The 24715-nt window shown below is 69.8% G+C and carries 22 protein-coding genes; 10 read left to right on the plus strand and 12 right to left on the minus strand.

Features of this window, described 5'->3' with window-relative positions:
• The first annotated feature begins 18 nt into the window (after positions 1–18).
• On the plus strand, positions 19–2616 hold the full coding sequence (gene clpB / locus ACFHNC_RS15485) for an ATP-dependent chaperone ClpB (RefSeq protein ID WP_437170126.1): 2598 nt from the start codon (positions 19–21) through the stop codon (positions 2614–2616).
• On the opposite strand, the gene ACFHNC_RS15490 is transcribed toward clpB, so the two are convergent.
• The 3 genes from ACFHNC_RS15490 to ACFHNC_RS15500 all read right to left on the minus strand — a co-directional run bounded on the left by ACFHNC_RS15490 (position 2601) and on the right by ACFHNC_RS15500 (position 6550).
• A complete protein-coding gene (locus ACFHNC_RS15490; RefSeq protein WP_437170127.1) occupies positions 2601–4991 on the minus strand; it encodes a methyl-accepting chemotaxis protein in 2391 nt (796 codons plus the stop codon). The genes clpB and ACFHNC_RS15490 overlap by 16 nt on opposite strands.
• Before the next feature lie 81 nt (positions 4992–5072).
• Complete coding sequence (locus tag ACFHNC_RS15495) at positions 5073–5828, minus strand: lytic transglycosylase domain-containing protein (protein WP_437170128.1); 756 nt, start codon at positions 5826–5828, stop codon at positions 5073–5075.
• A 32-nt stretch (positions 5829–5860) separates the two neighbouring features.
• The gene (locus tag ACFHNC_RS15500; RefSeq protein ID WP_437170129.1) at positions 5861–6550 is read right to left on the minus strand and encodes a hypothetical protein; all 690 of its coding nucleotides are present in this window, start codon (positions 6548–6550) and stop codon (positions 5861–5863) included.
• A gap of 125 nt (positions 6551–6675) precedes the next feature.
• Here ACFHNC_RS15500 and ACFHNC_RS15505 point away from each other — a divergent pair, with 125 nt between their 5' ends.
• Complete coding sequence (locus ACFHNC_RS15505) at positions 6676–8247, plus strand: alkaline phosphatase D family protein (protein ID WP_437170130.1); 1572 nt, start codon at positions 6676–6678, stop codon at positions 8245–8247.
• 46 nt (positions 8248–8293) lie between these two features.
• A complete protein-coding gene (mmsB, locus tag ACFHNC_RS15510; RefSeq protein WP_437170131.1) occupies positions 8294–9163 on the plus strand; it encodes a 3-hydroxyisobutyrate dehydrogenase in 870 nt (289 codons plus the stop codon).
• Positions 9164–9181: 18 nt separating this feature from the next.
• Here the strand turns inward: mmsB and ACFHNC_RS15515 are convergent, their stop codons facing one another.
• From ACFHNC_RS15515 to ACFHNC_RS15555, 9 genes are all read right to left on the minus strand, one after another.
• Positions 9182–10282 (minus strand): helix-turn-helix domain-containing protein, encoded by a 1101-nt coding sequence (locus ACFHNC_RS15515; protein WP_437170132.1) that lies wholly within the window; start codon positions 10280–10282, stop codon positions 9182–9184.
• 40 nt (positions 10283–10322) lie between these two features.
• Positions 10323–10925 carry a hypothetical protein gene (locus tag ACFHNC_RS15520; RefSeq protein WP_437170133.1) on the minus strand — a complete coding sequence of 201 codons (603 nt, stop codon included), beginning with the start codon at positions 10923–10925 and terminating at the stop codon, positions 10323–10325.
• A 185-nt stretch (positions 10926–11110) separates the two neighbouring features.
• Positions 11111–11569: an RES family NAD+ phosphorylase gene (locus tag ACFHNC_RS15525; RefSeq protein WP_437170134.1), complete on the minus strand. Its 459-nt coding sequence runs from the start codon at positions 11567–11569 to the stop codon at positions 11111–11113.
• A 4-nt stretch (positions 11570–11573) separates the two neighbouring features.
• Complete coding sequence (locus ACFHNC_RS15530; protein ID WP_437170135.1) at positions 11574–12047, minus strand: antitoxin Xre/MbcA/ParS toxin-binding domain-containing protein; 474 nt, start codon at positions 12045–12047, stop codon at positions 11574–11576.
• 196 nt (positions 12048–12243) lie between these two features.
• Positions 12244–13224, minus strand: coding sequence for a TAXI family TRAP transporter solute-binding subunit (locus ACFHNC_RS15535; RefSeq protein WP_437170136.1), 981 nt, complete (start codon positions 13222–13224; stop codon positions 12244–12246).
• A 36-nt stretch (positions 13225–13260) separates the two neighbouring features.
• The gene (locus ACFHNC_RS15540) at positions 13261–15681 is read right to left on the minus strand and encodes a hypothetical protein (RefSeq protein ID WP_437170137.1); all 2421 of its coding nucleotides are present in this window, start codon (positions 15679–15681) and stop codon (positions 13261–13263) included.
• A gap of 290 nt (positions 15682–15971) precedes the next feature.
• Positions 15972–17240: a DNA polymerase IV gene (locus ACFHNC_RS15545; RefSeq protein WP_437170138.1), complete on the minus strand. Its 1269-nt coding sequence runs from the start codon at positions 17238–17240 to the stop codon at positions 15972–15974.
• A gap of 13 nt (positions 17241–17253) precedes the next feature.
• Positions 17254–17544, minus strand: coding sequence for a hypothetical protein (locus ACFHNC_RS15550; RefSeq protein WP_437170139.1), 291 nt, complete (start codon positions 17542–17544; stop codon positions 17254–17256).
• Positions 17541–18416, minus strand: a complete 876-nt coding sequence (locus ACFHNC_RS15555) for an ROK family protein (RefSeq protein WP_437170140.1) — start codon at positions 18414–18416, stop codon at positions 17541–17543. Before ACFHNC_RS15555 ends, ACFHNC_RS15550 begins: the two co-directional genes overlap by 4 nt.
• Before the next feature lie 77 nt (positions 18417–18493).
• Here ACFHNC_RS15555 and ACFHNC_RS15560 point away from each other — a divergent pair, with 77 nt between their 5' ends.
• The 7 genes from ACFHNC_RS15560 (at position 18494) to ACFHNC_RS15590 (ending at position 24713) form a co-directional block, all read left to right on the plus strand.
• Positions 18494–18751, plus strand: a complete 258-nt coding sequence (locus ACFHNC_RS15560; RefSeq protein WP_437170141.1) for a sulfurtransferase TusA family protein — start codon at positions 18494–18496, stop codon at positions 18749–18751.
• On the plus strand, positions 18748–19677 hold the full coding sequence (locus ACFHNC_RS15565; RefSeq protein ID WP_437170142.1) for a histone deacetylase family protein: 930 nt from the start codon (positions 18748–18750) through the stop codon (positions 19675–19677). Before ACFHNC_RS15560 ends, ACFHNC_RS15565 begins: the two co-directional genes overlap by 4 nt.
• A gap of 66 nt (positions 19678–19743) precedes the next feature.
• Entirely contained in the window at positions 19744–19995 is a 252-nt protein-coding gene (locus ACFHNC_RS15570; RefSeq protein WP_437170143.1) for an exodeoxyribonuclease VII small subunit, read from the plus strand.
• The gene (locus ACFHNC_RS15575) at positions 19995–20906 is read left to right on the plus strand and encodes a polyprenyl synthetase family protein (protein ID WP_437170144.1); all 912 of its coding nucleotides are present in this window, start codon (positions 19995–19997) and stop codon (positions 20904–20906) included. The genes ACFHNC_RS15570 and ACFHNC_RS15575 overlap by 1 nt, the downstream gene beginning before the upstream one ends.
• 5 nt (positions 20907–20911) lie before the next feature.
• Positions 20912–22834 carry a 1-deoxy-D-xylulose-5-phosphate synthase gene (gene dxs, locus ACFHNC_RS15580; RefSeq protein WP_437170145.1) on the plus strand — a complete coding sequence of 641 codons (1923 nt, stop codon included), beginning with the start codon at positions 20912–20914 and terminating at the stop codon, positions 22832–22834.
• Positions 22834–23970 carry a mandelate racemase/muconate lactonizing enzyme family protein gene (locus ACFHNC_RS15585; RefSeq protein ID WP_437170146.1) on the plus strand — a complete coding sequence of 379 codons (1137 nt, stop codon included), beginning with the start codon at positions 22834–22836 and terminating at the stop codon, positions 23968–23970. Before dxs ends, ACFHNC_RS15585 begins: the two co-directional genes overlap by 1 nt.
• A complete protein-coding gene (locus tag ACFHNC_RS15590) occupies positions 23970–24713 on the plus strand; it encodes a TlyA family RNA methyltransferase (protein ID WP_437170147.1) in 744 nt (247 codons plus the stop codon). Before ACFHNC_RS15585 ends, ACFHNC_RS15590 begins: the two co-directional genes overlap by 1 nt.
• Positions 24714–24715 lie beyond the last annotated feature (2 nt).

Raw genomic sequence — 24715 nt, forward strand, 5'->3', positions numbered from 1 at the left:
CACGAGAGGGACATCAGGATGGACATCGAGAAATTCACCGACCGCGCCCGTGGCTTCCTGCAATCGGCGCAGACCATCGCAATCCGCGAATTCCACCAGCGGGTCACGCCCGAGCATCTGTTGAAGGCGCTGCTGGATGACGAGCAGGGTGCGGCCGCCGGGCTGATCCGCGCCGCCGGTGGCGACCCCGCCGTGGCCAAGCAATCCGTGGATGCCGAGATCGGCCGCCAGCCCAAGGTGCAGGGCGCCGGCGCCGGCCAGCCGCAATTCACCCCTGACATTGTGCGGGTCCTGGATGCCGCGCAGCAGGCCGCGACCAAGGCGGGCGACGCCTTCGTGGCGCAGGACCGGCTGCTGGTGGCGCTCGCCGCGAGCGATGGCCCGTCCGGCCGCGCGCTGCGCGCCGCCAATGCGGATGCGGTGAAGCTGGAAGCCGCCATCGCGACGCTCCGCAAGGGCCGCACCGTGGACAGCCAGAACGCCGAGGACCAGTTCGAAGCGCTGAAAAAGTATGCGCGCGACCTGACCGCGCTGGCGCGCGAGGGCAAGCTGGACCCGGTGATCGGACGCGACGAGGAAATCCGTCGCACCATCCAGGTGCTGGCCCGCCGCACGAAGAACAACCCGGTGCTGATCGGTGAGCCCGGCGTCGGCAAGACTGCCATCGTGGAAGGCTTGGCGCTGCGCATCGTCCGCGGCGACGTGCCGGAGGCGCTGAAGAACAAGAAGGTCATGGCGCTCGACCTCGGCAGCATGGTGGCCGGCGCGAAGTATCGCGGTGAGTTCGAGGAGCGCCTGAAAGGCGTTCTGAAGGAGGTCGAGGAGGCCGCCGGCGACATCGTGCTGTTCATCGACGAAATGCACACGCTGGTCGGCGCGGGCAAGGCGGATGGCGCGATGGATGCGTCGAACCTCATCAAGCCGGCGCTCGCGCGGGGTGAGCTGCATTGCGTCGGTGCCACCACGCTCGATGAATACCGCAAGCATGTGGAGAAGGATGCGGCCCTCGCACGGCGGTTCCAGCCGGTGATGGTGGGTGAGCCGAGCGTGACGGATACCGTCTCCATCCTGCGCGGCATCAAGGAGAAGTACGAGCTGCACCACGGCGTCCGCATCACGGATGGCGCGCTGGTGGCGGCGGCCACGCTGTCCAATCGCTACATCACGGACCGATTCCTGCCGGACAAGGCCATCGACCTGATGGATGAGGCGTCCTCCCGCCTGCGGATGCAGGTGGACAGCAAGCCGGAGGAGCTTGACGCGCTCGACCGCGACCTGATGCGGCTGAAGATCGAGCGTGAGGCGCTGCGCAAGGAAACCGACGGCGCCAGCAAGGATCGGCTGCTGAAGCTGGAGAAGGAGCTTTCCGAGTTGGAGGAACGCTCCGGCGAGATGACGAGCCGCTGGGAAGCGGAGAAGTCGCTTGTGGTGGAAAGCCAGAAGCTGAAGGAACAGCTTGACCACGCACGCACGGAATTCGACCTGGCGCAGAACCGCGGCGACCTGGCCAAGGCGTCGGAGCTACGTTTCGGCGTTATTCCTCAGTTGGAAAAGAAGCTGGCGGAAGCCGGGGATGGCGATGCGCGGCTTGTGAATGAGGCGGTGACGGAAGAAGCGATCGCCGCTGTCGTCTCCCGCTGGACCGGCATTCCGGTCGAGAAGATGCTGGAAGGCGAACGCGCCAAGCTGCTGCAGATGGAAGACCAGCTTCGCAAGCGGGTGGTCGGGCAGGAGGAGGCGCTGGAGGCGGTGGCCAAGGCCGTGCGCCGGGCGCGGGCCGGGTTGCAGGACCCGAACCGGCCCATTGGCAGCTTCCTGTTCCTCGGCCCGACCGGCGTCGGCAAGACCGAACTGGTGAAGTCCCTTGCGCACTTCCTGTTCGACGATGAGCGCGCCATGACCCGGATCGACATGTCCGAATTCATGGAGAAGCACGCCGTCGCCCGGCTGATCGGCGCCCCGCCCGGCTATGTGGGCTATGAGGAAGGCGGCACGCTGACCGAGGCGATCCGCCGCCGCCCCTACCAGGTGATCCTGTTTGACGAGGTGGAGAAGGCGCATGACGACGTCTTCAACATCCTGTTGCAGGTCCTGGATGATGGCCGCCTGACGGACGGCCAGGGCCGCACGGTGGATTTCCGCAACTGCATCATCGTGCTGACCAGCAACCTCGGCAGCCAGGCGATCGCGGAGCTACCCGAGACCTCGGATATCGAGGCCGCGCGGCCGGCGGTGATGCGGGCGGTGCGGGACCGCTTCCGGCCGGAATTCCTCAACCGGCTGGATGAGGTGGTGCTGTTTCGCCGCTTGGCGCGGGCGGACATGGCCTCCATCGTGGATATCCAGCTCGGCAGCCTGAAGCGCATTCTGGAGGATCGGAAGATCACGCTGGAGCTGGACGAGGCCGCGCGGGAATGGCTGGCGGAAGCCGGCTACGACCCGAGCTATGGCGCCCGGCCGCTGAAGCGCGTGATCCAGCGCAGCCTGCAGGACAAGCTGGCGGATCTGCTGCTCGCCGGCACGCTGCATGACGGCACGGTGGTGCGTGTCAGCGCCGGCGAGGATGGGCTGGAGTTGCGGCCGCTGGCGCCGGATACGGCTCAGGCCGCCGCTTGAGCCGGGCTGTCCGCCGCTTCCGCCAGCAGCGAGATCTGCTCGCGCGCAGCGGCGGATAGCCCTTCCAGGCTGCCGCGCACGGCGCCCTGGCCCGCGCCTACGACGACCAGCGTCGCATCGATGCGGAACTCCGGCACCAGCACCCGCAGCCGGCTGCCGATGGCGGGGGTGGCATCGCAGGCCATCGCCAGCCCGGCCTCCGAAATGTCGATCAGCCGACCGGAAGTCTCCGTCGCGCCCAGCACCAGCCGGGCGGCGGCGCTGGAAGCGTGGCGGCGGGCGATGCGGCGATCCGTCTCCCGCGTCGCGGTGCGCACCGCATGCACCAGGTTGGCGCTGAGCGCCGTCACCGCCTCGCCGGCGCTGTTGGTGTCGGCGCGCACGGCGGTCAGCAGGGCGTCGGTGCGCGCCGTCTCGCGGGATACGCCGGCGATACGCTGCGCCACCTCCCGCGCCGCATCGGCGGTCTGGGCGATGATCCCGGCGATCTCCCGTGTCGTCGTGGCCTGATCCTCCACAGCCTGGGCGATGGCACTGGCGGCCACATCCACCTCGGCGACCGAACCGGCGATGTCGTTCACGGCCAGTGTCGCCGCTTCCGTGGCCTGCCGCACCTCCGTCAGCTGCCTTGCGATGTCCTCCGTCGCCCGGGCGGTCTGGGTGGCCAGCTGCTTCACCTCGCTGGCGACCACGGCGAAACCCTTGCCGGCTTCCCCGGCGCGCGCCGCCTCGATGGTGGCGTTCAGCGCCAGCAGGTTGGTGCGCGCCGCGACATCGGCAATGAGCGAGGCGGCGCCGCCGATACGGCCCACGGCGGCGGCCAGCCCGGCGATGGTTTCCGCGCCGCGGCGGCCGAGATCGGTGGTGTTGCGGGCGGCGGTGGCGGTACGGCCGACCTGCTGCGCGATCTCGCCGATGGAGGCGGTGAGTTCCTCGGTTGCCGCGGCGACGGATTGCGCAGCGGTCAGCGATTGCTCGGCAGCGGCGGCGACGGTGGCGCTGTCCTGGGCGATCACGCTGGCGGATTTGCTGACCGCATCGGCACCCTGGCGGAGCCGTGCCATGCGGTCGGAGACGATCTGCACGGCGCCGCGCACCTCCCCATCCACGCGATCGGCCATCTCCCGCATGGCGTGAGCCCGGTCCTGCGCCGCCGATTGGCGTTGCGCCTCGGCCTCCGTCTCGGTGGCGCGGGCGCGGAGCGCGACATGGCGCAGCGCCTCCGCCGCCGCCAGCACGCCATCCACCTCATCCCCGCCGCGGTGGCCGGGGGCGCGGCGCTGCGCGATGGGTTGGTCAAGCTGTCCTTCCGAGACCTGGCGCAGCGCCTGCATGGCGCGCCGCAACGGCCGGGCGACACTGCCGCCCAGGAAGACAAGCGCACCCGCCGCCACCAGAAGGCCGCCGAGCAACGCGGCGGCATGCAGCCAGAGCCGCAGGGCATCCGCCGCGCGTTCGGCGGCCACCACCTCGGCCAGTGCGGCGCTGGCGGCGCGCTGCGCGGCGACCACGGCCGTGATGGCGCGAGTTGATTCGGCGAACCACTCGGCGGGCGTCATGGGATAGGCGCCGCCGGCATCGGCTGCGTCCAGCACCGCCTTGCGCCGGGGCGCCAGCGCATCGCGCCAGGTGGCCTGGGCGGCGGCAAGGGACGCAGCCACGGCATCAGGCAGGCCGTTGGCGAGGTTCGCGGCGGTGGCAAAGCCTTCCGCGGCGCGCGCCAGGTTGCCGCCCAGCGCGCGGTGCTCGGCGGGGGTCGGTGCGCGGCCCTGCGCGATCAGCCCGTTCATCAGCCCGCGTTCGCGGCCCGCCTGCTCGGCGATGTCCGCCAGTGCAGCACGCAGCGCGGCGAGCAGGGCGCGCTGGCCGGCCGCGCCGGTGGTCGCCAACTCGATGCCGTGGCGCAGCGCAGCGATGGCGTCGATCTGCGCGGTGGTGGCGGGAAACCACGCCGCGGGGCGGGGCAGTTCCGATGTCTGCTGGCCGCCTGCCGCATCCAGCGCGGCGCGCAGCGCCGCGACCTGGCTGCGCGTTTCGGCCAGCCGGGCCAGCGCATGGCCGAGAACCGGCTGGCCCGCCAAGGCGGGCAGTACCGCATCCCGTGCCGCCTCAGCCGACTGGCGAGCGGCACGTGCCGTGGCGTAGGCGGCGGCCGGGGCGGCGGCCGGATTGGTCAGGATGCCGTTGGTTGTGCCGCGCTCCACCGCGAGCGAGATGCCGGATTCGACCAGCCTTGCCACCTGGGATTCGGCCCGCAGCTGACGGTCCGCCAACTGCATCGCCTGCCAGGCGGCGAGGCCGGCCTGTCCCAGCAGCAGCACAAGGCCCAGCCCAAGGAGGAAGACGGGAAACATGATCTTGAACCGCAGGGACATCAGGCGCTCCATGCCGCCGGCGCATCTCGTCTCGAGAAACCGGGCCGACCGGGACGTTACATCTCCGACCTGAACAGTAGGTTACCGGCGGGACATCAGCAGCCCGCGGGCGCGGCCGGCGATGGGGACGGGCAGGCTGCGATAGGCATCCAGCCCACGCCCGACCGTGCCGGAGGGCGCGGCGATGATGGCGGCCCGCTCCGCCCCATTGGACAGGCCGCCGCCGCCGGAGCCGGGCGGCACCGCGGGCGGAGCGGCACGCGCCGTCGCGGCCGGCATCGCCACCGGCGGGTGCGGCTGGCCCTGTTCCCGCGCCCAGGCGGCCAGCACCCTCTCGCGGTACGGTTCGGCATGCTGCGGCGTCATGGAATGATAGCCGGCGGCGGCGCGGGTCCAATCCCCGGTGCGGCCATGCAGCTCGGTCAGGAAGCGCGCGGCGTAGCGGGCATTGGTCTGCGGGTCGAAGGCGGCCTCCAGATTGGCGAAGGCTTCCGGGTGGTGGCGCAGATTCACCTGCATGCAGCCGATGTCGATGGAGCGCATGCCGCGGGCCTGCAGAGCCTGCACCTCGGCAATGGCTGCCGCCTTGGTGGCAAAGAACTGCCCACGCCCCTCGGCATTGATGGTCCAGGGCCAGGGGTGGAAGGCGCCGGTCTCCGGGTCCCGCCGGCCGGATTCGACCCGGCCTATGGCGGTGAGAAGATGCGCCGGAATGCCGGCTTCGCGTTCGGCTGCCTGGATCGCGGCGCGACACAGCAGGCCAGCCTCGGCGCGGGCGGTGCCCGGGGGAAGGATTACCAGCAGGAGGAGAAGGAGGATCAGGGCAAAGCGTGTCATGCACCCCGCAGCGCAAGCCGCGTGCCAGGAACCTACGGCGTGGTGGCGGGCGGGGCGGCCAGGGGTTCCGCCTCGGGGGCGGCCTCCGCTGGGGCGGGCGAGCCGGGGGGCGGTGCCTCGCCCATCGGCCGCGGTGCCGGCGGCGCTGGCGGTTCCGCGGCCTGCGGCACGGGCGGGGGCGGCGGCGCGGGCGCGGCCTGCGGCACGGAAGGCGGCAGGGTAGTGGGCGTCGCGCTGCGGTCAGCTTCATCCGGCACCGGCTGGGTATAGTCCGGCACGATCCGCGCCTGGGCGCCGGCGATCACCAGCACCCGCTCGCCAATCACCAGCGCAACCTCATCCCGCTGCGTCACCGACAGCAATTCGCCATTGGTCTTGCGGACAATGTATTCCACCGCCGTGGTGCTGCCGGCCACGCGTTCCGTCGCCGCGCCGAACAGCCCGCCGACCAGCGCGCCGCCCACCGCGCCGATCGCGCCCGCCATGTTCCCGCCCGGCGCCTGGGAGCCCATGATGCCGCCCGCGGCCCCGCCGGTGGCAGCCCCGGTATTGCCATCCGCGGTCACCGTCACCTGGCGGCGGCCGATGATCACCGCCTGCTCCACGCGGTTCATCTGCTGCACGGCGGCAGTGGCGTAGTCGTCCGGCGAATAGCTCGGGCGGCAGGCGGCCAGGGCCAGGACCGGCAGCAGCAGCAGGGGAAGGATGCGAGGGGGTGCCATGGCCGCTTTGCATAGGCCAGCCCGCGTCCCGCTGCCACCCGCCTGACTCATGGCCGACCCACCCCTTGCCGAGACACCCGCGCCGCCGCACAGCTTCCATTGCGACGCGGGAAGGTGGAGTCGGTATGGCATCGGTGCGGCGAGATCTGGCCGAATTGTCCCGCCGTGGCCTGCTGCGCGGCGCCATTGGCCTCGCCGGGCTGGCGGCGCTGGGGCCGGTTTTTTCGCCTCGCCTGCTGGCCCAACCACGGCTCACGGGCGACCCCTTCCGCCTCGGCGTCGCCGCCGGAGACCCGCATCCGGACGGTTTCGTGATCTGGACCCGCCTGGCACCGGACCCCCTTGCCCCCGATGGCGGCATGCCCCTGCAGCCGGTCGAGGTGGCGTGGGAGGTGGCGGAGGATCCCGGCTTCCGCACCATCGTCGCCGCCGGCCAGGCGATCGCCCGCCCCGAATGGGCGCATAGCCTGCATGTGGAGGTTGAGGGCCTGCGCCCGCAGCGCCCCCATTTCTACCGCTTCCGCCTGCACGGCCAGGAAAGCCCCACCGGCCACGCCCGCACCGCGCCCCTGCCGGAGGCCGCGGCCCATCTGCGCCTGGTGACCGCCGGCTGCCAGCATTACGAGCACGGCTTCTTCACCGCCTGGCGGCACATCGCGCGGGAGGAGGTGGACCTCGTCTTCCACTATGGCGATTTCATCTACGAATACGCCACCCGCCCGGTCGGCGCCTTCTCCGCCGGGCGATCCACCATCCGCAGCCATGCGGGCGGCGAGACCTTCAGCCTGGCCGAGTACCGCACCCGCCACGCGCAGTACCGGCTGGACCCGGACCTGGCCGCCGCCAGCGCCGCGCACGCCTTCGCCGTGACCTTCGACGACCATGAGGTGGCGAACAACTGGACCGGCGATGTGGGCGGCTGGGGCGAGCGCGGCCTGGATTTCGACCTCCGCAAGGCCGCCGCCTTCCAGGCCTGGTACGAGCACATGCCGGTGCGCCGTAGCGCGCTGCCGCAGGGGCCGCGCATCCGCGCCCATCGCCGCCTCCGCTTCGGCCGCCACGTGGCGCTGCACCTGCTGGACACGCGCGGTGCGCGGGACGACCAGCCCTGCGGCGACGGCACCAAGCCGCCCTGCGCGGAGGTGGCGCGGGCGGAGGCGCAGATGCTCGGCGCGGCACAGGAAGCCTGGCTGCTGGAGGGTGCTGCCGCCCACCCCGCCACCTGGCAGGTGCTGGCGCAGCAGGTGCCGATGTTCGCCCGAACCTTTGCCAATGGCGCCATCGGCATGGACAAATGGGATGGCTACCCCGCCGCCCGCACCCGCCTGCTGCACGGGCTGCACGAACGCGCCGCGAGGGATGTGGTGGTGCTGTCCGGCGATGTGCACAGCGCCTATGCCGCGACGGTGGCGGCGGAGCCGGAGGGGCCGGCGCTGGCCTGCGAATTCACCGCCACCTCGATCAGCAGTGAGGGCGATGGCAGCGACCAGCGGCGCGGCACGGCGGCGCTGCTGGCGGCCAACCCGCATATCGCCTTCCACAACAACCGCCGCGGCTATGCCGTGCAGCATTTCACCGGCCACCACTGCTTTGCGACCTTCCGCGCCCTGCCCTTCGTCAGCCGCCCCGGCGCCCCGGTGCAGGATTGCGGGCGCCTCGTGGTGGCGGCCGGTGACGTGGCGCTGCACCCGGCGTAGCGTTTCGGGGACCCAGATTTGGGGATTCAGAAAGGGGAACGCCGCCATGGCGCGCATCGGCTTCATCGGCCTCGGCAATATGGGGGCGCCGATGGCACGCAACCTGGTGCAGGCGGGGCACGCGGTGGCGGTGTTCGACCTGGCCCCCTCCGCCATGGAAGCGGTGCCCGGCGCCCTGCCGGCGGAGAGTGCGGCGGCGGCGGCGCGCGGGGCCGCGTTCATCTTCACCATGCTGCCCGCCGGGCCACAGGTGCGGGACGCGCTGCTGGGCACCGGCGGCGTGGCGGCGGCGGCGCCAGCGGATGCGGTGCTGGTGGATTGCTCCACCATCGACGTGGCGACGGCCCGCGCCCTGGCGGCGGAAAGCGGCCGCGCCTTCCTGGATGCGCCGGTCTCCGGCGGGGTGATGGGGGCGGAGGCCGGGACGCTGACCTTCATGGTCGGCGGCGACGTGGCCGCCTTCGCGGCGGTGGAGCCGCTGCTGCGGGTGATGGGGCGCACGGCGATTCATTGCGGCGCGGCGGGGGCGGGGCAGGCGGCCAAGGCCTGCAACAACATGATGCTGGCGGCGACCATGCTGGTGACCTGCGAGGCCTTCATACTGGCTGAGAAGCTGGGGCTTTCGCACCAGGCGCTGTTCGATGTGGCCTCCCAGTCTTCCGGGCAGAGCTGGAGCCTGACGACCTATTGCCCGGTGCCGGGGCCGGTGCCGGGGAGCCCGGCGAACAGGGGCTACGCGCCGGGGTTTGCGGCGAGCCTGATGCTGAAGGATCTGGGGCTGGCGGTGGGGGCGGCGCAGGCGGCGGGGGTGGAGTTGCCGGTAGGGGAGAAGGCGCTGGAAGTGTACCGGCGGTTTGTGGAGGAGGGGGGTGGGGGGAAGGACTTTTCGGGGGTCATCAATAAATTAAAGCGATGATGGCTTCGGGCGCATAGGCTAATGCCTGTGTAATTGGACTACGTTGCTCGAATGCTCTTTGAGCGCAGGCAGCTGCAGACCGGAAACATTAAAGAACATCCCATCTTCCAGCCCGATCTCGGAAGCCATGCGACGTACAGACCCCGGGTACGCTTCTTCAAGTTTGGCTAGTGCGGCGGGGAGAAGTTCGGGCAGCTCGAGCGGAATAACATCATCGAGGTTTTCCATCTTTTTCTGCCCAGTCTTGCTTAGGTGGATGTGGCCTGTGCGATATTGATCAGCAGTGATAATTCTCAGGTCAAATGCACGTCGGATGATTGCCGCAGCAGCCACTTTCCAGCGTAGCTTCAGACCAAAAATAGCAGGCCAATTTAGGAACCGACCTCGTGGGAATTCATGAATAAACTGCGCGCGAGGCAGCAGAAAAGCGCTGGCGAACCGATTGGCTTGATCCTCAGTTACTTTGTCGCCAGTCTCGATGCCGCGATGCATTATCAAATGCCCCGCTTCGTGAGCTAGATCGAAGCGGAGCCGGCAGGCGGATGGCTTCGCCTCGCTTCGAATAATCATGGGACGATTACGGTCGATAGAGAGTGCATCAACTCTTTCGGATACGCCTCCAAAAAAGCTAACAACAGCTCCGGCGTTTTCGACAACACGCATCATGTTTGAGATAGGCCCTGAGCCTAAGCCCCAGTGACGGCGAGCCTCCAGCGCGGCGTCTTCAGCATCGGATATATCTGCCGCCTGTGATTCAGGAAAGGACACCTCTGGAAGATTAACTTCAAGATCAAGAGCAGACACAAAACCTTCTAGCACCGTTCCCCGAGCAAGAACCTGACTAACCACGGAGACCGGCGTTGTACGCTGTTTGCGGAAATGGCACTGCTCGGGGCGAATTCCATTTCGGAATGGGAGGGCAAAAAAGATGGGTGTTACGCCCAACGCTGCCGCCAAGGCCTCGCCCATCTCTTCTGTTGGAATTTTTGTTCCCTGCTCAATTTGATTCAGATACTGTCGGGTTGCGCCAACACGTCCGCCCAGCTCGTCCAGCGTCAACCCCTGAGCGACTCGCGCCAAGCGTAGCCGCTCGCCCTGGAAAGAATGCTTTCCGCTCATTGTAAAGTCCTAGTCTCAAGTGCGTATAAATATGCTAGGGTTAAGTGCCCTTCTTTCTGGCGGCGGCACGTCGAACCTCCACCGTTGGTGGCGCAAGCTCAACTGCTTCGGTCGCAGGTCGGCCCAGAGAGCCTAGAGCAATAGTTTCGCGATCGATCGGGACCTGCCAATTAAGAATGGCCGTTTCGTTCCGGAGACCAACGAATTTTACAGCAAGCACGCTTCCGTCAAAGTCTGTCTCTACCGCGAATCGATAGGCCAGATCGCCTCCCTCGTCATGCCCTGGAAAAAGGAGGCTCAGCTGCCGAAGCTCACTGTAAGGCTGACGCAGCGTCCGTGGCGTTGGATCTTCCGCGTCGCCCTTGTAAATTCGGATGGGAATTTGCCCAACTAGAAATATCAGCTGAAGCGATGGGTCAATAACATTAAGCCAGGGGTGGCTACCGCTCTCGGCCGCCCAGATTATGCGCTTTCGCCCGAACTCGAACGCCCGAGTTCCGAGTGTCCAGTTGCTATCACCAGCCGCCTCATCAAAGAGCTCTACGGCACGCTCGCGACCGTCAGCGATCAGACTGCCGACGATTGTTAGCCGCTCAGCCGTGAGATCGGGATGGTACTCCCATGGAAACTGCTTATCCGGCATCTGGCACACCTTCGGCGCTGGGATGGGCGATTATCGATATATGTCAACCAGCGGCGAGTCTGTCAACTGGAAGTTTCGCCTTGAGTGGACGCTCGGTGGATGACGTGCTCCTTCCCAGCTGATGATCGGGAAATCACGCGATACCGAGCGGTTCAGAGGCTGCCAGGTCGGGGTGAAGTCTTCCTTCACCTGCCAAAAATCCGTGGATCCATCACCACCGCCTCCTCCACTGCCACCACAATTCGGGAAGAATCCGGATGCCCCGGATTCACCACCACATTCTCACCCCGCCCGCCCGTCACCACCGCCGGCACGATCAGCAGCGCCGACCTTCCCTCCCGCAGCCACGCCCCGCCGAACGCCGGCGCCACCGAGGTCTCAAACGGATCATCCCACCCCGGATGCTGCCCCGGGTCGAACCGCTCCCGCGAAACCCCCTCCCGCACCTCCGCCACCACGCAGCGCGCCGCACTCGGCGGAGACTTCCGGTTGGCGTGGACCAGCACCTCCACCAGGCACAGCGCAAAGCTGGTGCCGGTGTAGATCGCGGCCATTCCGGGGGGATTCCAGCGCTGCCCCAACAGCCTCGCGCCCTCACCCGACCAGATCGGGTGCGGCCCGGTCACGATGCGCCAAAGCCGCACGCGGCTACAGCGCCAGCCCGTATTCCAGAGCGTTCAGAACCTGTTCCGTCCGCCGCGTGCCGAGGTCGCTGCGCGCCGCATCCACCGGGCTGCGCCCGTCCAGCGCGGGGTGTGGCGCGGTCATGAACTCCCGCGCCTCCGCCTCCGTCCCCAGCGCACGCCGGGCATGGACGAACAGCCGCGCCACCCGTTCCGTCCGCTCGCTTTCCTGGGGCGAAAGCTGCGTCATTCGGCGTTCCAGAGTCGTCTTCGGCACCACGCCCCATTCCAGGCACGCCGCCCGGGCCTTGTCGCCGCCGGCCAAGCTCTCCGCCACCTGCCGCAGCGCCTGCCGCGGCAGCCCGCGTTCCACCGCCTTCTCGATCAGGGCGGGGGAGGGGAGGGAGACGGTGCGCTGGCCGGACAGCAAGTTGCTCCTGCGACCGGGGGTACCGAAAGCCACCAGCGTGCGGTCCGCCCAGGCCTCGACCACCTGCATGGTGGCGTCGCAGAGGTGATGACGAAATCCCCCTCCGCGCCCGCATCCGGGCCCGCAGTCTCCGCGTCACGCACAAAGGCGATGCCCATCAGCTCGGCCACCGCCTTCGCATCGTAATTGGTGAGCATGGCGCCAAGCCTCCGACCATCTGGGCTGAAATTATGCCCCAGTTGGTCAGCAGCAAGATCTTTCGAGTCTACCCCGGCCCCGCCTCGAACCGCGTCCACCCCGGCACCGTCGCCGAGAGGTTCACTTCGCGCCATTTCGGGTGCCGCGGCGGGCGCAGGAAGGCGTCGAAATTGGCGTTCAGCGCGGCGATGAAGCGGGACACCTTGCGGTGGCGCTCGGACCCCGAGGGCCAAGCATAGGCGGCCAGCACCGCGCCCACCGCGATGGTGTCGATCCCGCCTTCCGGCACCAGGGCCGGGTAGTCGGCCTGGGTGAAGCGGGCAGGCAGGTAGGTCTCCAGCAGCGCCGCCTCGGCCGGCAGCGGCAGCAGGCGCAGCCCCTCATCCGGGCGGATGCCGGTGAACAGCCGCGCCGGCTTGCCGGCCACATAGACCAGCGCCGCAATCTCCCCGCGCCGCAACCGCTCCAGCGCCACATCCTGCTGCGCGTTCTGCTCCTGCACCTGGATCCCCAGCGCGCCGAGCACGAGGGAGGCGGTCATCGCCGTGCCGCTGCCGCGCAAATCCACATTCACCGGCTGGCCCGCCAGGTCCCGCACGCTCTCGATGCCCGGGCGGGCGAGGATATGGATCTCCTCGTCATACAGCTTGCAGACATACTGGATCAGCCGTTCGACGGAGGGGAACAGGCTCTCGCGCTGCGCGAAGGCCAGCACGTCGGACTGCACGATGCCGAGGTCCACCCCGCGCAGCACCATGATGTCGGCGATGTTCTGCACGGACCCGCGGCCGATCATCGCGATCACCCGCACCCGGTCGCCATCGTCCAGCACCGCCGCCAGATCCGCCGCGATGCGGATATAGGTGCCGTCCACCCCGCCGGCGATCAGCCCGACCGTGCCGGCATTGGCGCGCGCCGACATGGCGTTGAGCCGCGCGACGGAATTGCCCGGCATCGGCTGCGCCAGGGCGGCGGGCGCTACCAGCCCGCCCGCCAGCCCCAGCAGCAGGTTGCGCCGCGCCAGGCCGATCCCGAAAATGCCGGTCATTCCAAAACTCCTGCCTTGGGGGGTGTCACGTGGCCCTCATGGCCGCGCGGTGCCGAGTTCGCGGGCGCGGCGATACCAGTGGGCGGCCTGCTCCGGATCCGGGCGGATGCCGCGCACGCCAAGCCCGTCCAGCACCGCCGCGTCGAAGCTGCGGCCCATGGCGGTGGCGGCGGCGGCGCTGCCGGCGCTGGCGGCGCGGGCATAGAGCAGCCGGGCGGCGGAGATATCGCCGCGCGCCAGCATCTCATTCCCACGTGAAATCAGCAGCGCCACAACCGCCGGATCAAGCCGCGCGACGGGTTGCGGCGCCGCCTCGGCGGGGGGCGGGTCGCGCGCCTGGCTGGGTGCCGGAGCTGGCACCGCGCTGACGGCCGGTGCGGCGGGTGGCTCGGGGATCGGGGCGGTGGCTTCCGCCGGTGCCGGATCAGCCGGTGCCGGATCCGCCGGTGCCGAGTCCGCGGGTGCCGAGTCCGCGGGTGCCGGCGCCTCGGCTGGCGCGTCCGCGGGGGCGGGTGGCGCTGGCATGGCGACCACGGGTTCAGACGTCACCGGCGGTGGGATCGCCGAGGGTGCGGGCACCGGTGCCACGTGATCGGGCGCAGGCGGCGGCGCTACGCGCGGCTTGGCCTGCGCGGCGGGCCATGGCGTGCCCGGCTTGCCGGCCTTCGGGGGAAAGGGCGGCTCCTCGCGGGGCGCTGCGACGGGGGCGGGTGGCACAGGCTCGGGCACCAGGGCCGTGGGCTGCGGCGGCGCAGCCTCGGCTGGCGGGGCCGGGGCGGGGGGTTCGGCCGCCAGGGGCGCGGCCGACTGCGGGCCAGGCGATTCAGGTGCCGCCACGCTGGGCGGCGCAAGCCCCGCCAGCTCCGGCGCGAAGGGGACGGCCTCGTCCGGAATATCTGCCACCACGGGCGCCGCGGGCGGGCTTGCAGCCACGTCCTCCGGTAGGGCTGGTGCCGGCCCGCTGCTGGGGGTGGGCGGCGCGACGGCTTCGGCGTGTTCCGTCACAGGCATCTCCGCCAGCGGCATATCCGCCAGCGGCGACGGTTCCACGGCTTCGGCGCCGGCTGCCGGGGAACTCTCCGCCGGACCCGCCAGGGTCTCGATCGTGTCAGGGGCCGCTGGCAGCGCCACGGTCGGCGACTCTGCCCCGGTTGAGGGCGGGGCAGGCGCAACGTCGCCCTCTGCCGCGACAGGATTCACGGAGGGTGGCGTCACCTCCGGCTCTGCCATCGGTGGAGAAGGCGGCGGCGCAACGGCCTCCGCCGCCATGGTGGGGGCGGGTTCAGCGGCAAGCCCAGCCTGCATCACGGCATCGGCGTCCGTGGCCGCACTGCCGGAGGGGGTGGGAGAAAGCACCAAGGGCATGGGTGCGGCGGCGACTTCTTCCGCGGCTTGCTCTGCGAAAAGTGGTGGCGTCGCAGCCTCTGCCACTTGGGCAGCCTGATCAGGCGTGTCCGCACCGCTCGGGGCCGGGTCGGCGGGCCTTGGGGAAGCCGCAGTCGGAACGATCAGCAGCGGCGGATCAAGGACCTCCTCCGCCGCTGCGGTCACGGCTGCTTCGCTGAAGCCGATCCATGGAACGGGCAGCGGCGCTGCCGCGGCCGCCACCTCGGCGCCATCGGCTGTCGGGGAGGCGTCCGGCTGTGTCTCTCCGACTGTATGGGCCTGGCGGAAGACCAGGTCGCCCGGCGTTGACGCACCCGACCCGGCCGCGGCCTGGGACTCGGCCGTCAGGGCAAGACGAGGCTCGTCACGCGGTGGCGCTTCGGCCTGAAACCCGATGGCGGGCGCAGCCGCCGAAGGTTGGGAAGCCAACGCCATGCCGGCCGCGGTCGGCAGCGGTGTGGTGGGCGGCGCATAGAGCCAGGCGCCAGCCACGCCGAGGGCCAGGAGCGAAAGCCCCGAGATCGGCACGAGAAGCCGGTAGGACCGCGCGCGCTGCGGCGGCGGGGGCGGCGGCGGTGCCACATGCTCATCCGCGCCCGAGAGCAGCGCGACGATCTCGGCGGCGACATCGGCGGGCGGGGCATCTGCGGGCTGTGCGGTCGCTTGCGCCGGCGGCTCCTCCACAGCGTCGGGCTGCAGGGCGGCAGATTCGGGCAACAGGGCCTGTCGCACCTGGCCCATCCAGCGCAGCCCTTGCCGATCGCCCGTCTGCGCAATCGCCGGCTCCTTGGCAAAGGCATGGTCGAGCGTCAGCAGCAGGCGCCACATGTCACGCTCGCTCAGCGTCAAGTGGATGACCGGCAGGCCGCCAGGGCAGAACCTACGGAAGCCGATGGCCCGCAGCCTCGCGCGAAGTCTCTGCACAGGCGCGGCGGCGGCAGGGCGCGGTTCAAGGTCGAGTAGAGCCACCCCATAGGCCGGATGCGCCAGCACCAGGTCGGTCTGCACCGGTGCGCTCGGCGCTGGATCCTCCTGCAGAACCTTCCAGCCCAAATCGCCGAGGATCTGCACAGCACCCTGCCGCGATGTGATCTCGCGAGGCGGCAGGGGCGAGGCATGCGACGCGGAATTCATAAATGCTTGGCCCTGCCCCATACCGTTTCGTCGAGAAAATTTTGCATGGATTTGGGGTACAGGATGATTTAACCGAGGCCTGACTTCTACACCCCGGCTAAAGCCTCCAAGCATCGTGAAAATAATCCCAGAACGTAATGTCGATGACTTGGCGTTATTGGCAATGCCACGACAATCGCCCTCTGGTTCAGTCGCTCGATCCTGGCGGCAGCCCGGTTGAGAGCGGGCTAGTCCTTATCGCGGCGCCGGCCTCCGAGTGTCCGTCCGCTGATCACCGCGTCCGCGCCAAACCGCGCCCGCACCTTCTCCACCGCCGCCCACCTGTCCGCCCTGCGCGCCGCATCCGGGTCCGCCAGATCGGGTAGATCCGCCGCATCCCCCGGCGCTAGCGGCTGAGACCCCACGCCAATCAGGCGAAACGCCGCTCCCGTCGCCTCCTTGGCCAGCATCGGCTGGGCCGCGCGGAACAGCATCTCGGGCAGTTTCGTCGGCCGGCCGAGGCGCACGGTCCGGGTGCGGCTTTCGAAATTCGCCGTCTTCAGCTTCAGCACCACCCCCGCCGCCGCCAGCCCTTTTTCCGAAAGCCGCCGGCCGAGCTTCTCGCACAGCCGCCACAGCGGCACTTCCAGCTCCGCCAGGCTCCGCAGATCAGTGTCGAAGGTGGTCTCGGCGGAGATGCTTTTCACAGCCCGCGCCGGGTCCACGCGGCGCGTATCCTCGCCGCGGGCGCGGGCCACCAGGCTGGGGCCGTCCTCGCCGAAGCGCCGCGCGGCCTCCCGCACCTCCAGCGCCGCCAATTGGCCGAGCCGGGTGAAGCCGGCGGCGCCGAGTTTCTTCGCCAGCGCCGGCCCCACCCCGGGCAGCAGCCCCACGGGTTGCGGGGCCAGCCATTCCGCCGCCTCCGCCCCCAGCACCGCGAAGCCGCGCGGCTTGTCGCGTTCCGCCGTCAGCTTCGCCAGTAGGCGGTTGGGCGCCAGGCCGATGGAGACGGTTATGCGGAGGCGCTGTTCCACCGCCCGCGCGAAGCGGGCCAGCACCACGGCCGGCGGGGCGCGGTGCAGCGCCTCCGTGCCCGAGAGGTCCAGCACCGCCTCATCGATCGAAAGCGGCTGCACCAGGGGGGTCAGCGCCTCCATCATCTCCCGCATCTCGCGCGCCACGGCGACGTATTTGGCCATGTCCGGCTTGATCACCACGGCATCCGGGCAGGCGGCGAGGGCCTTGAACATCGGCATGGCGCTGCGCACGCCGCTGGTGCGGGCGATGTAGCAGGCGGCCGCCACCACGCCGCGGCGCCCGCCGCCGACGATCACGGGGCGGGCGAGCAATTCGGGGCGGTCGCGCTTCTCGATGCTGGCGTAGAAGGCGTCGCAGTCGATGTGCGCGATGTGCAGGTCGAACAGCGCATCGTGGCGGATGATGCGCCGGCTGCCGCAGGCCGGGCAGGTGGCGCCGGGCGGGTCGCGGGCCAGGCAATCCCGGCAGAGGGCGGGCATCAGGGCGCGGGCATCAGGCGGGCGCCAGGATCGCCGCCGGAATGGCCAGCGCCATCGCCGCCAGCATCCAAGGCCACAGGCGGCGGAAGCGGGCCGTCACCGCCCGCACATGTGGCTGGGCGGCCGGCGGGGCGCGGCTGGCATCGTGGAAGCGCTGCGCATCCCACAGCAGCCAGGCACCGCCATGCCCGGCGCGCACCGCGTGAAACCCTGAGACCATGGCGTGCAGCAGATGCCACATCGCCACCAGCATCAGCGCCACCGCGCCGGCCATAAGCAGGTCCGCGATCGCCTGGCGCGTCACCACAGCCGCGCCGCTCCGAGCACGCCGGAACTGTCGCCGTGCCGGGCCTGGACCACCGGGGTGGTGCAGGTGTCGGAGAAGACGTGGCGCGGAATCAGGCGGGGCAGCGCCTCATACAGATGCGCCATGTTGGACAGGCCGCCGCCGAGCACGATCACCTCCGGGTCCAGCAGGTTGATCACGCCCGCCAGCGCCCGCGCCAGCCGGTCCACATGCCGGTCCAGCGCCGCCTGCGCCACCGCATCGCCGGCGGCGGCGCGGGCGGGCAGGCCAGCGGCATCGCGCGCGCCGGGGCCATCCGCATCCGCCGCCAGGGCCGGGCCGCACAGAAAGGTCTCGATGCAGCCGCGCTGGCCGCACCAGCAGGCGGGGCCGGGGAATTCGGTGGCGGTCATCCAGGGCAAGGGGGTGTGGCCCCATTCGCCAGCCACCCGGTTGCGCCCTTCAACCAAGCGGCCGTTCAGCACCAGCCCGCCGCCGACCCCGGTGCCGAGGATCACCGCGAAGCCGCTGCCCGGCGTGTCGTGGAATTCGCTCATCGCGAGGCAGTTGGCGTCGTTGGACAGGCGCACGGGGCGGCCGATGCGGGCGGCGAGGTCGGCGGCGAGGGGCTGGCCATTGAGGAAGGTGGAATTGGCGCCGCGGATCAGGCCGGTGGCGGGGCTGACGCTGCCGGGGATGCCGCAGCCGATGGTGGCTGTCGCGCCGATTTCGGCCTCCGCCGTCGCCACCATCTCCGCGATGCGCTGCACCGTTTCGGGGTAGGTGGGGGGCGTGGGCAGCCGGCGGCGCAGGCGCAGCGTGCCGCCGGGGTCCAGCGCCGCCACCTCCACCTTGGTGCCGCCGAGATCGATGCCGATGCGCCAGTTCATGCCAGGCAAATTGGCGCCCGCCGGCCCGCGCGGCAAGCGCGCTTGCCCTTTCGGCCGCGCGGTGGTGGATTCAGCGGATGAGCGAAACGCTGTTGGATGTCCAGGGCCTGACCTGCCCCCTGCCGGTGCTGAAGGCGAACAAGGCGCTGCGGTCGCTGCCTGCCGGCGCGCGGCTGGTGGTACTGGCGACGGACCCGGCCAGCGTGAAGGATTTCCGCGCCTATGCCGCGGAAACCGGGCACGCGCTGGTCGGTTTCTCCGAGGATAAGGGCCAGTTCCGCTTCACCCTGCGGAAGCGCGAAGACCCAGCCCCGAAGGCCGATGCCGACCCATGAGCGTGCTGCTGTTCACCCACCTCGCCTGCCTGCGCCATGACCCCGGGGAGGGTCATCCGGAATGCCCGGACCGGCTGCGCGCGGTGCTGCGCGCCCTCGATGCCGGGGAGTTCACCGAGCTGATCCGGGCGGAGGCGCCGCTGGCCACGGTGGAGCAACTGCTGCGGGTGCACCCCGCCGGCTATGTGGACGCCATCATCGGCATCAGGCCGGAAGGCGAGGAGCGTGTGGCGCTGGATGGCGACACGCTGATGAGCGCGGGCAGCGCCGAGGCCGCCTTGCGCGCCGCCGGTGCCGCGGTGGCCGCGGTGGATGCGGTCTGCAGTGGGGAGGTGCGGCGCGTCTTCTGCGCCACCCGCCCGCCCGGCCACCATGCCGAACCGAACCGGCCGATGGGTTTTTGTCTGTTCGCCAATGCGGCGGTGGCGGCGCGGCACGCCCAGGCGGCGCATGGCCTGACCCGCGTGGCGGTGGTGGATTTCGATGTCCATCACGGCAACGGCACCCAGGCCTGCTTCGAGGCCGAGGCCACCCTGTTCTTCGCCAGCAGCCATCAATGGCCGTGCTATCCTGGCACCGGCGATGTGCAGGAAACCGGCGTCGGCAACATCTTCAACGCCACCCTGCCGCCCGGCGCCGATGGCGCTGCCTTCCGGGCTGCCTGGCAGGACACGCTGTTACCCGCGCTTGACAGTTTCGCCCCCGACCTCATCGTCGTGTCCGCCGGATTTGACGCCCATGCCAGCGACCCGCTAGCGCAGCTCCGGGTGCGGGAGGCGGATTTCGCCTGGCTGACGGAAAAGCTCTGCGCCCTGGCAGATCTGCATTGCGGCGGGCGGCTGGTGAGTCTGCTGGAAGGCGGCTACGATCTGGAGGCGCTGGCGCTTTCCACGGCGGCCCATGTGCGGGCCTTGATGCGCGCCTGATGGTGGGTTTTACAGGCGCGGTTCAACCGGCCACCACATTTACCCTTCCCATGGAAGACAAGTCTGATGTCAACTCAGCCTGACACGGCAAGGCCCGTTGCCTCCCTTTCCTTCGAGGAGGCGCTGGCGGAGCTGGAGGGGATTGTGAAAGACCTGGAATCGGGCAAGGGCAAGCTGGAGGAAGCGGTGGCAGCCTATGAACGCGGCGCCCAATTGCGCCGCCATTGTGAGTCCAAGCTGGCGGAGGCGGAGGCGAAGGTGCAGGCCATCGTCGAATCGCCCCCCGGCACCGCCGCCAGCCTGCGTGACATGGCCTGATGCCCGATACCGCCCCGATGTCCCCGCTGCGAACCGCGCTCGCCCAGGCCGCCACCGAGATCGACGCCACCCTCGACCATATCCTGCCCCAGGCCGAAGGGCCGGAGGCGCCCTTGCTGGCGGCCATGCGCTACGCCGTGATCGGCGGCGGCAAGCGGCTGCGCGGCTTCCTGGTGCTGGAGGGCGCGCGGCAATTCGGCGTCTCCCGCCAGGCTGCCCTGCGTGTCGCGGCTTCCATCGAGATGCTGCACGCCTATTCGCTGGTGCATGACGATCTGCCGGCGATGGATGATGACGACCTTCGCCGCGGCAAGCCCACCGTGCACAAGGCCTTCGACGAGGCCACCGCCATCATCGCCGGGGATGCGCTGCAGGCGATGGCCTTCGGGGTGCTGGCGGATGAGGAAACCCATGCCGATACCGCCGTGCGGATCGAGCTGGTGCGCTGCTTGGCCAAGGCCGCCGGCGCGCGCGGCATGTGCGGCGGGCAGATGCTGGACATGCTGGCCGAATCCGCGGCGGAACCATTGGACGAGGTCCAGGTTGGAAGGCTGCAATTGCTCAAGACCGGGCGGCTGATCGAATTCTCGGCGGAAGCCGGCGCCATCCTCGGCAAGGCGCCCTCCGCCCAGCGCCATGCTTTGGCCGCCTTCGGGCGCGATATCGGCGCGGCGTTCCAGATCGCGGATGATCTACTGGACGCGACCGCCAGCGCGGCGGAAACCGGGAAGCGCACCGGCAAGGACGCGGAAGCCGGCAAGGCCACGCTGCTCGGCCTGCTGGGGCTGGAGAGGGCCCGCATGCAAGCGGAACGGCTGGTGGCCCAGGCACGGGACCATCTGGACAGCTTCGGTGATCGTGCCGACCTGTTGCGGGATCTGGCTGCCTACACCATCGAGAGGAAGAGCTGACAACCATGGCGCCCCCCGTGACCCCGCTGCTCGATCGCGTCCGCACACCGGCCGATCTCCGCAACTATTCGGGGGAGCAGCTCAAGCAACTGGCGGAGGAGTTGCGCGCCGAGACGATCGACGCCGTCAGCCAGACCGGCGGGCATCTGGGCGCCTCGCTCGGCGTGGTGGAACTGACCGTCGCGGTGCATGCGGTGTTCGAGACGCCGCGCGACCGGCTGATCTGGGATGTCGGCCACCAGGCCTACCCGCACAAAATCCTTACCGGCCGTCGCGACCGCATCCGCACCCTGCGGGTGGAAGGCGGCCTGTCCGGCTTCACCCGGCGGTCGGAATCCGAATACGATCCGTTCGGCGCGGCGCATTCCTCCACCTCCATCTCCGCCGGCCTCGGCATGGCGATGGCCCGCGAGCTGAAGGGCGATGAGCGGCACGTCATCGCCGTGATCGGCGATGGCTCCATGTCCGCCGGCATGGCCTATGAGGCGATGAACAATGCCGGCGCGGCCAAGGCGCGGCTGATCGTCATCCTGAACGACAACGACATGTCGATCGCGCCGCCCGTGGGTGCGATGTCGGCCTATCTGTCGCGGCTGATCTCCTCCCGCCCCTTCCTGTCCGTGCGCGACCTGATGGGGCGGCTGGCCAAGCGCTTCCCCCGCCCGATCGAGCGCACCGCGCGCCGGGCGGAGGAATTCGCCCGCGGCCTGCTGACCGGCGGCACATTGTTCGAGGAAATGGGCTTCTATTACGTCGGCCCGATCGACGGCCACGATCTGGACCATCTGCTGCCGGTGCTGCGGAACCTGCGCGATGCGGAGGAAGACCAGCCGATCCTGCTGCATGTCGTCACGCAGAAGGGCAAGGGCTACGCCCCGGCCGAGGCGAGCGCCGACAAGTATCACGGCGTCCAGAAATTCAACGTCATCACCGGCGAACAGGCCAAGGCCCCGCCCGGCCCCCCCAGCTACACCAAGGTCTTTTCGAACGCCCTGATCGCGGAGGCAGACGCCGACGAGCGTGTGGTTTCCATCAACGCGGCGATGCCCGCGGGCACCGGGCTGGATGCCTTCGCCAAGAAATACCCGAAGCGCTGCTTCGATGTGGGCATCGCCGAACAGCACGCGGTTACCTTCGCCGCCGGCATGGCGACGGAGGGGCTGAAGCCCTTCGTCGCGATCTATTCCACCTTCCTCCAGCGTGCCTACGACCAGGTGGTGCATGACGTGGCGCTGCAATCCCTGCCGGTGCGCTTCGCCATGGATCGCGCCGGGCTGGTGGGGGCGGATGGCGCCACCCATGCCGGCAGCTTCGACATCGCCTATCTCGGCTGCCTGCCGAACATGGTGCTGATGGCGGCCGCCGATGAGGTGGAGCTCATGCACATGGTGGCCACCGCCGCGCAGATCGACGACCGGCCGAGTGGCTTCCGCTACCCGCGCGGCGAGGGCCTCGGCCTGGTCCTGCCGGCACGCGGCACGCCGCTGGAACTCGGCCGTGGGCGGGTGCTGCGGGAGGGCAATACGGTCGCCATCCTGTCCTATGGCGCCAGGCTCGCCGAATGCATGAAGGCGGCGGATGAGCTGGCGGCGCAGGGCCTGTCCTGCACCGTGGCCGATGCCCGCTTCGCCAAGCCGCTGGATACCGCACTGGTGGAGCAGCTGGCCCGGCACCATGAGGTGCTGATCACCATCGAGGAAGGCTCCGTCGGCGGCTTCGGCAGCCTTGTCGCGCATCATCTGCTGTGGAAGGGCCTGCTGGACGGGCAGACGAAATTCCGGCCGATGGTGCTGCCGGACACCTTCATCGACCACGCCGCGCCGAAGGTGCAGTACGACCACGCCGGGCTGAACGCGCGGCACATCGTCGCCACCGCACAGGCCGCGCTGGGCATGGAGCACGCCAAGGCCGAGCCGGCGCGCGCCTGATGCGCGCCACCCGCATCCGCTCCGTCACGCCGCATGTGCTGATGGCGGATCTGGCGGAGCCCTTCGCCTATTCCCAGGCCTGGTACCGCCGGCGCGGGGCCATGCTGGTGGAGGTGGTGACGGAGGACGGGATCGTCGGCTGGGGCGAGGCCTTCGGGCCGCCGGAGCTGACCGCGCCGATCTGCGCCTGGCTCGCCCCCCTGCTGGTCGGCCAGGACGCCATGGCGCGAGAGGCGCTGTGGCAGGCGATGTACAACCGGCTGCGCGACCACGGTCAGCGCGGCCTGGTGATCGAGGCGATCTCGGCACTCGACATCGCGTTGTGGGACATTGCCGGCCAGGCGCTCGGCCTGCCGGTGCACAAGCTGCTGGGCGGGCCGCTGCGGACCGAGGTGCAGGCCTATGCCACCGGCTTCTACCGCCGCGAACGCCCCGACCATCTTGGCTATCTGACGGAGGAAGCGGAAGCGCGGCTGGAGGATGGCTTTTCCATCCTCAAGCTGAAGACGGGCTGGAGCCTGGCAGAGGATATCGCGCTGACGAAGGATTTTCGGCACGCCATCGGCCCGAACGTCGGGCTGCTGGTGGATTGCAACCATGCCTATGACGTGCCGGCCGCCATCGCCTTCGGCCGCGCCGTCGCCGATTGCGACATCGGCTGGTTCGAGGAGCCGGTGCAGCCGGAGGACCTCGACGGCTATCTGGAGGTGAAGCGCGGCCAGCCGATTCCGGTCGCGGGCGGGGAGGCGAGCTTCACCCGCTGGGGCTTCCGGGACATGATCACGCGGCGCGTGGCGGATATCCTGCAGCCCGATGTGGCGGCCTGTGGCGGCATATCCGAACTGAAGAAGATCGCGGACATGGCCAATGCCTTCGGCGTGCGGATCAACCCCCATGTCTGGGGCACCGGCGTGGCGCTGGCCGCGTCCCTGCACCTGCTGGCGGTGATCCCGGACAACCCGCCTGGCCTGTTCCCCCGCCCGCCGCTGCTGGAGCTGGACCGCTCCCCGCACCCGGTGCGGGACGCGCTGCTGGCGGAGCCGATCGGTTTTGCCGGCGGCGTCGTGCGGGTGCCGCAGGGGCCGGGGCTGGGCATTACCGTGGACCGCACCGCCCTCACGCGTTTCGCCGCCTGATGGGCGGCACCCCGAAGCAGCGCGCGGACCAGGCCCTGGTGGATCGGGGCCTGGCGGAAAGCCGCACGCGGGCGCAGGCGCTGATCCTGGCCGGCAAGGTGTTCTCCGGCGAGGCGCGGGTCACCAAGGCCGGCGATTTCATCAAGGAGGGCCAGCCGCTTGAGGTGCGCGGCCAGGACCATCCCTGGGTATCCCGCGGCGGGGTGAAGCTGGCCCATGCCATCGCGCATTTTCGGCTGGATTGCGCCGGGATCACCGCGCTGGATGTCGGCGCCTCCACCGGCGGCTTCACCGATGTGCTGCTGCACAATGGCGCGGCGAAGGTGTTTGCCGTGGATGTCGGGCACGGCCAGCTCGCCTGGAAGCTGCGAAACGACCCGCGGGTGGTGGTGATGGAGCGGACCAATGCCCGCTACATCGACACGACCAACATCCCCGAAGCGCCGGACGCCGTGGTCTGCGATGCCAGCTTCATCGGCCTGCGGACCGTCCTGCCCGCCTCGCTCGGGCTTGTCGCGCCGGGCGGCTGGGCCGTGGCGCTGATAAAGCCGCAATTCGAGGTCGGGCCGAATGTCGCCAAGGGCGGCGTGGTGCGGGATGCTCGGGTGCATGACAGCGTCTGCGCCGGCATCCGCCACTGGTGGGGCGAATTGCCCGGCTGGCGGGTGCTGGGCGTCGAGGCCAGCCCGCTGCTGGGGCCGGAAGGCAACCGCGAATTCCTGATCGCGGCGCGGAAGGCCTGACG

It is taken from the genome of Falsiroseomonas sp. E2-1-a4 (genome assembly GCF_051433165.1).
Classification (GTDB): Bacteria; Pseudomonadota; Alphaproteobacteria; order Acetobacterales; family Acetobacteraceae; genus Falsiroseomonas.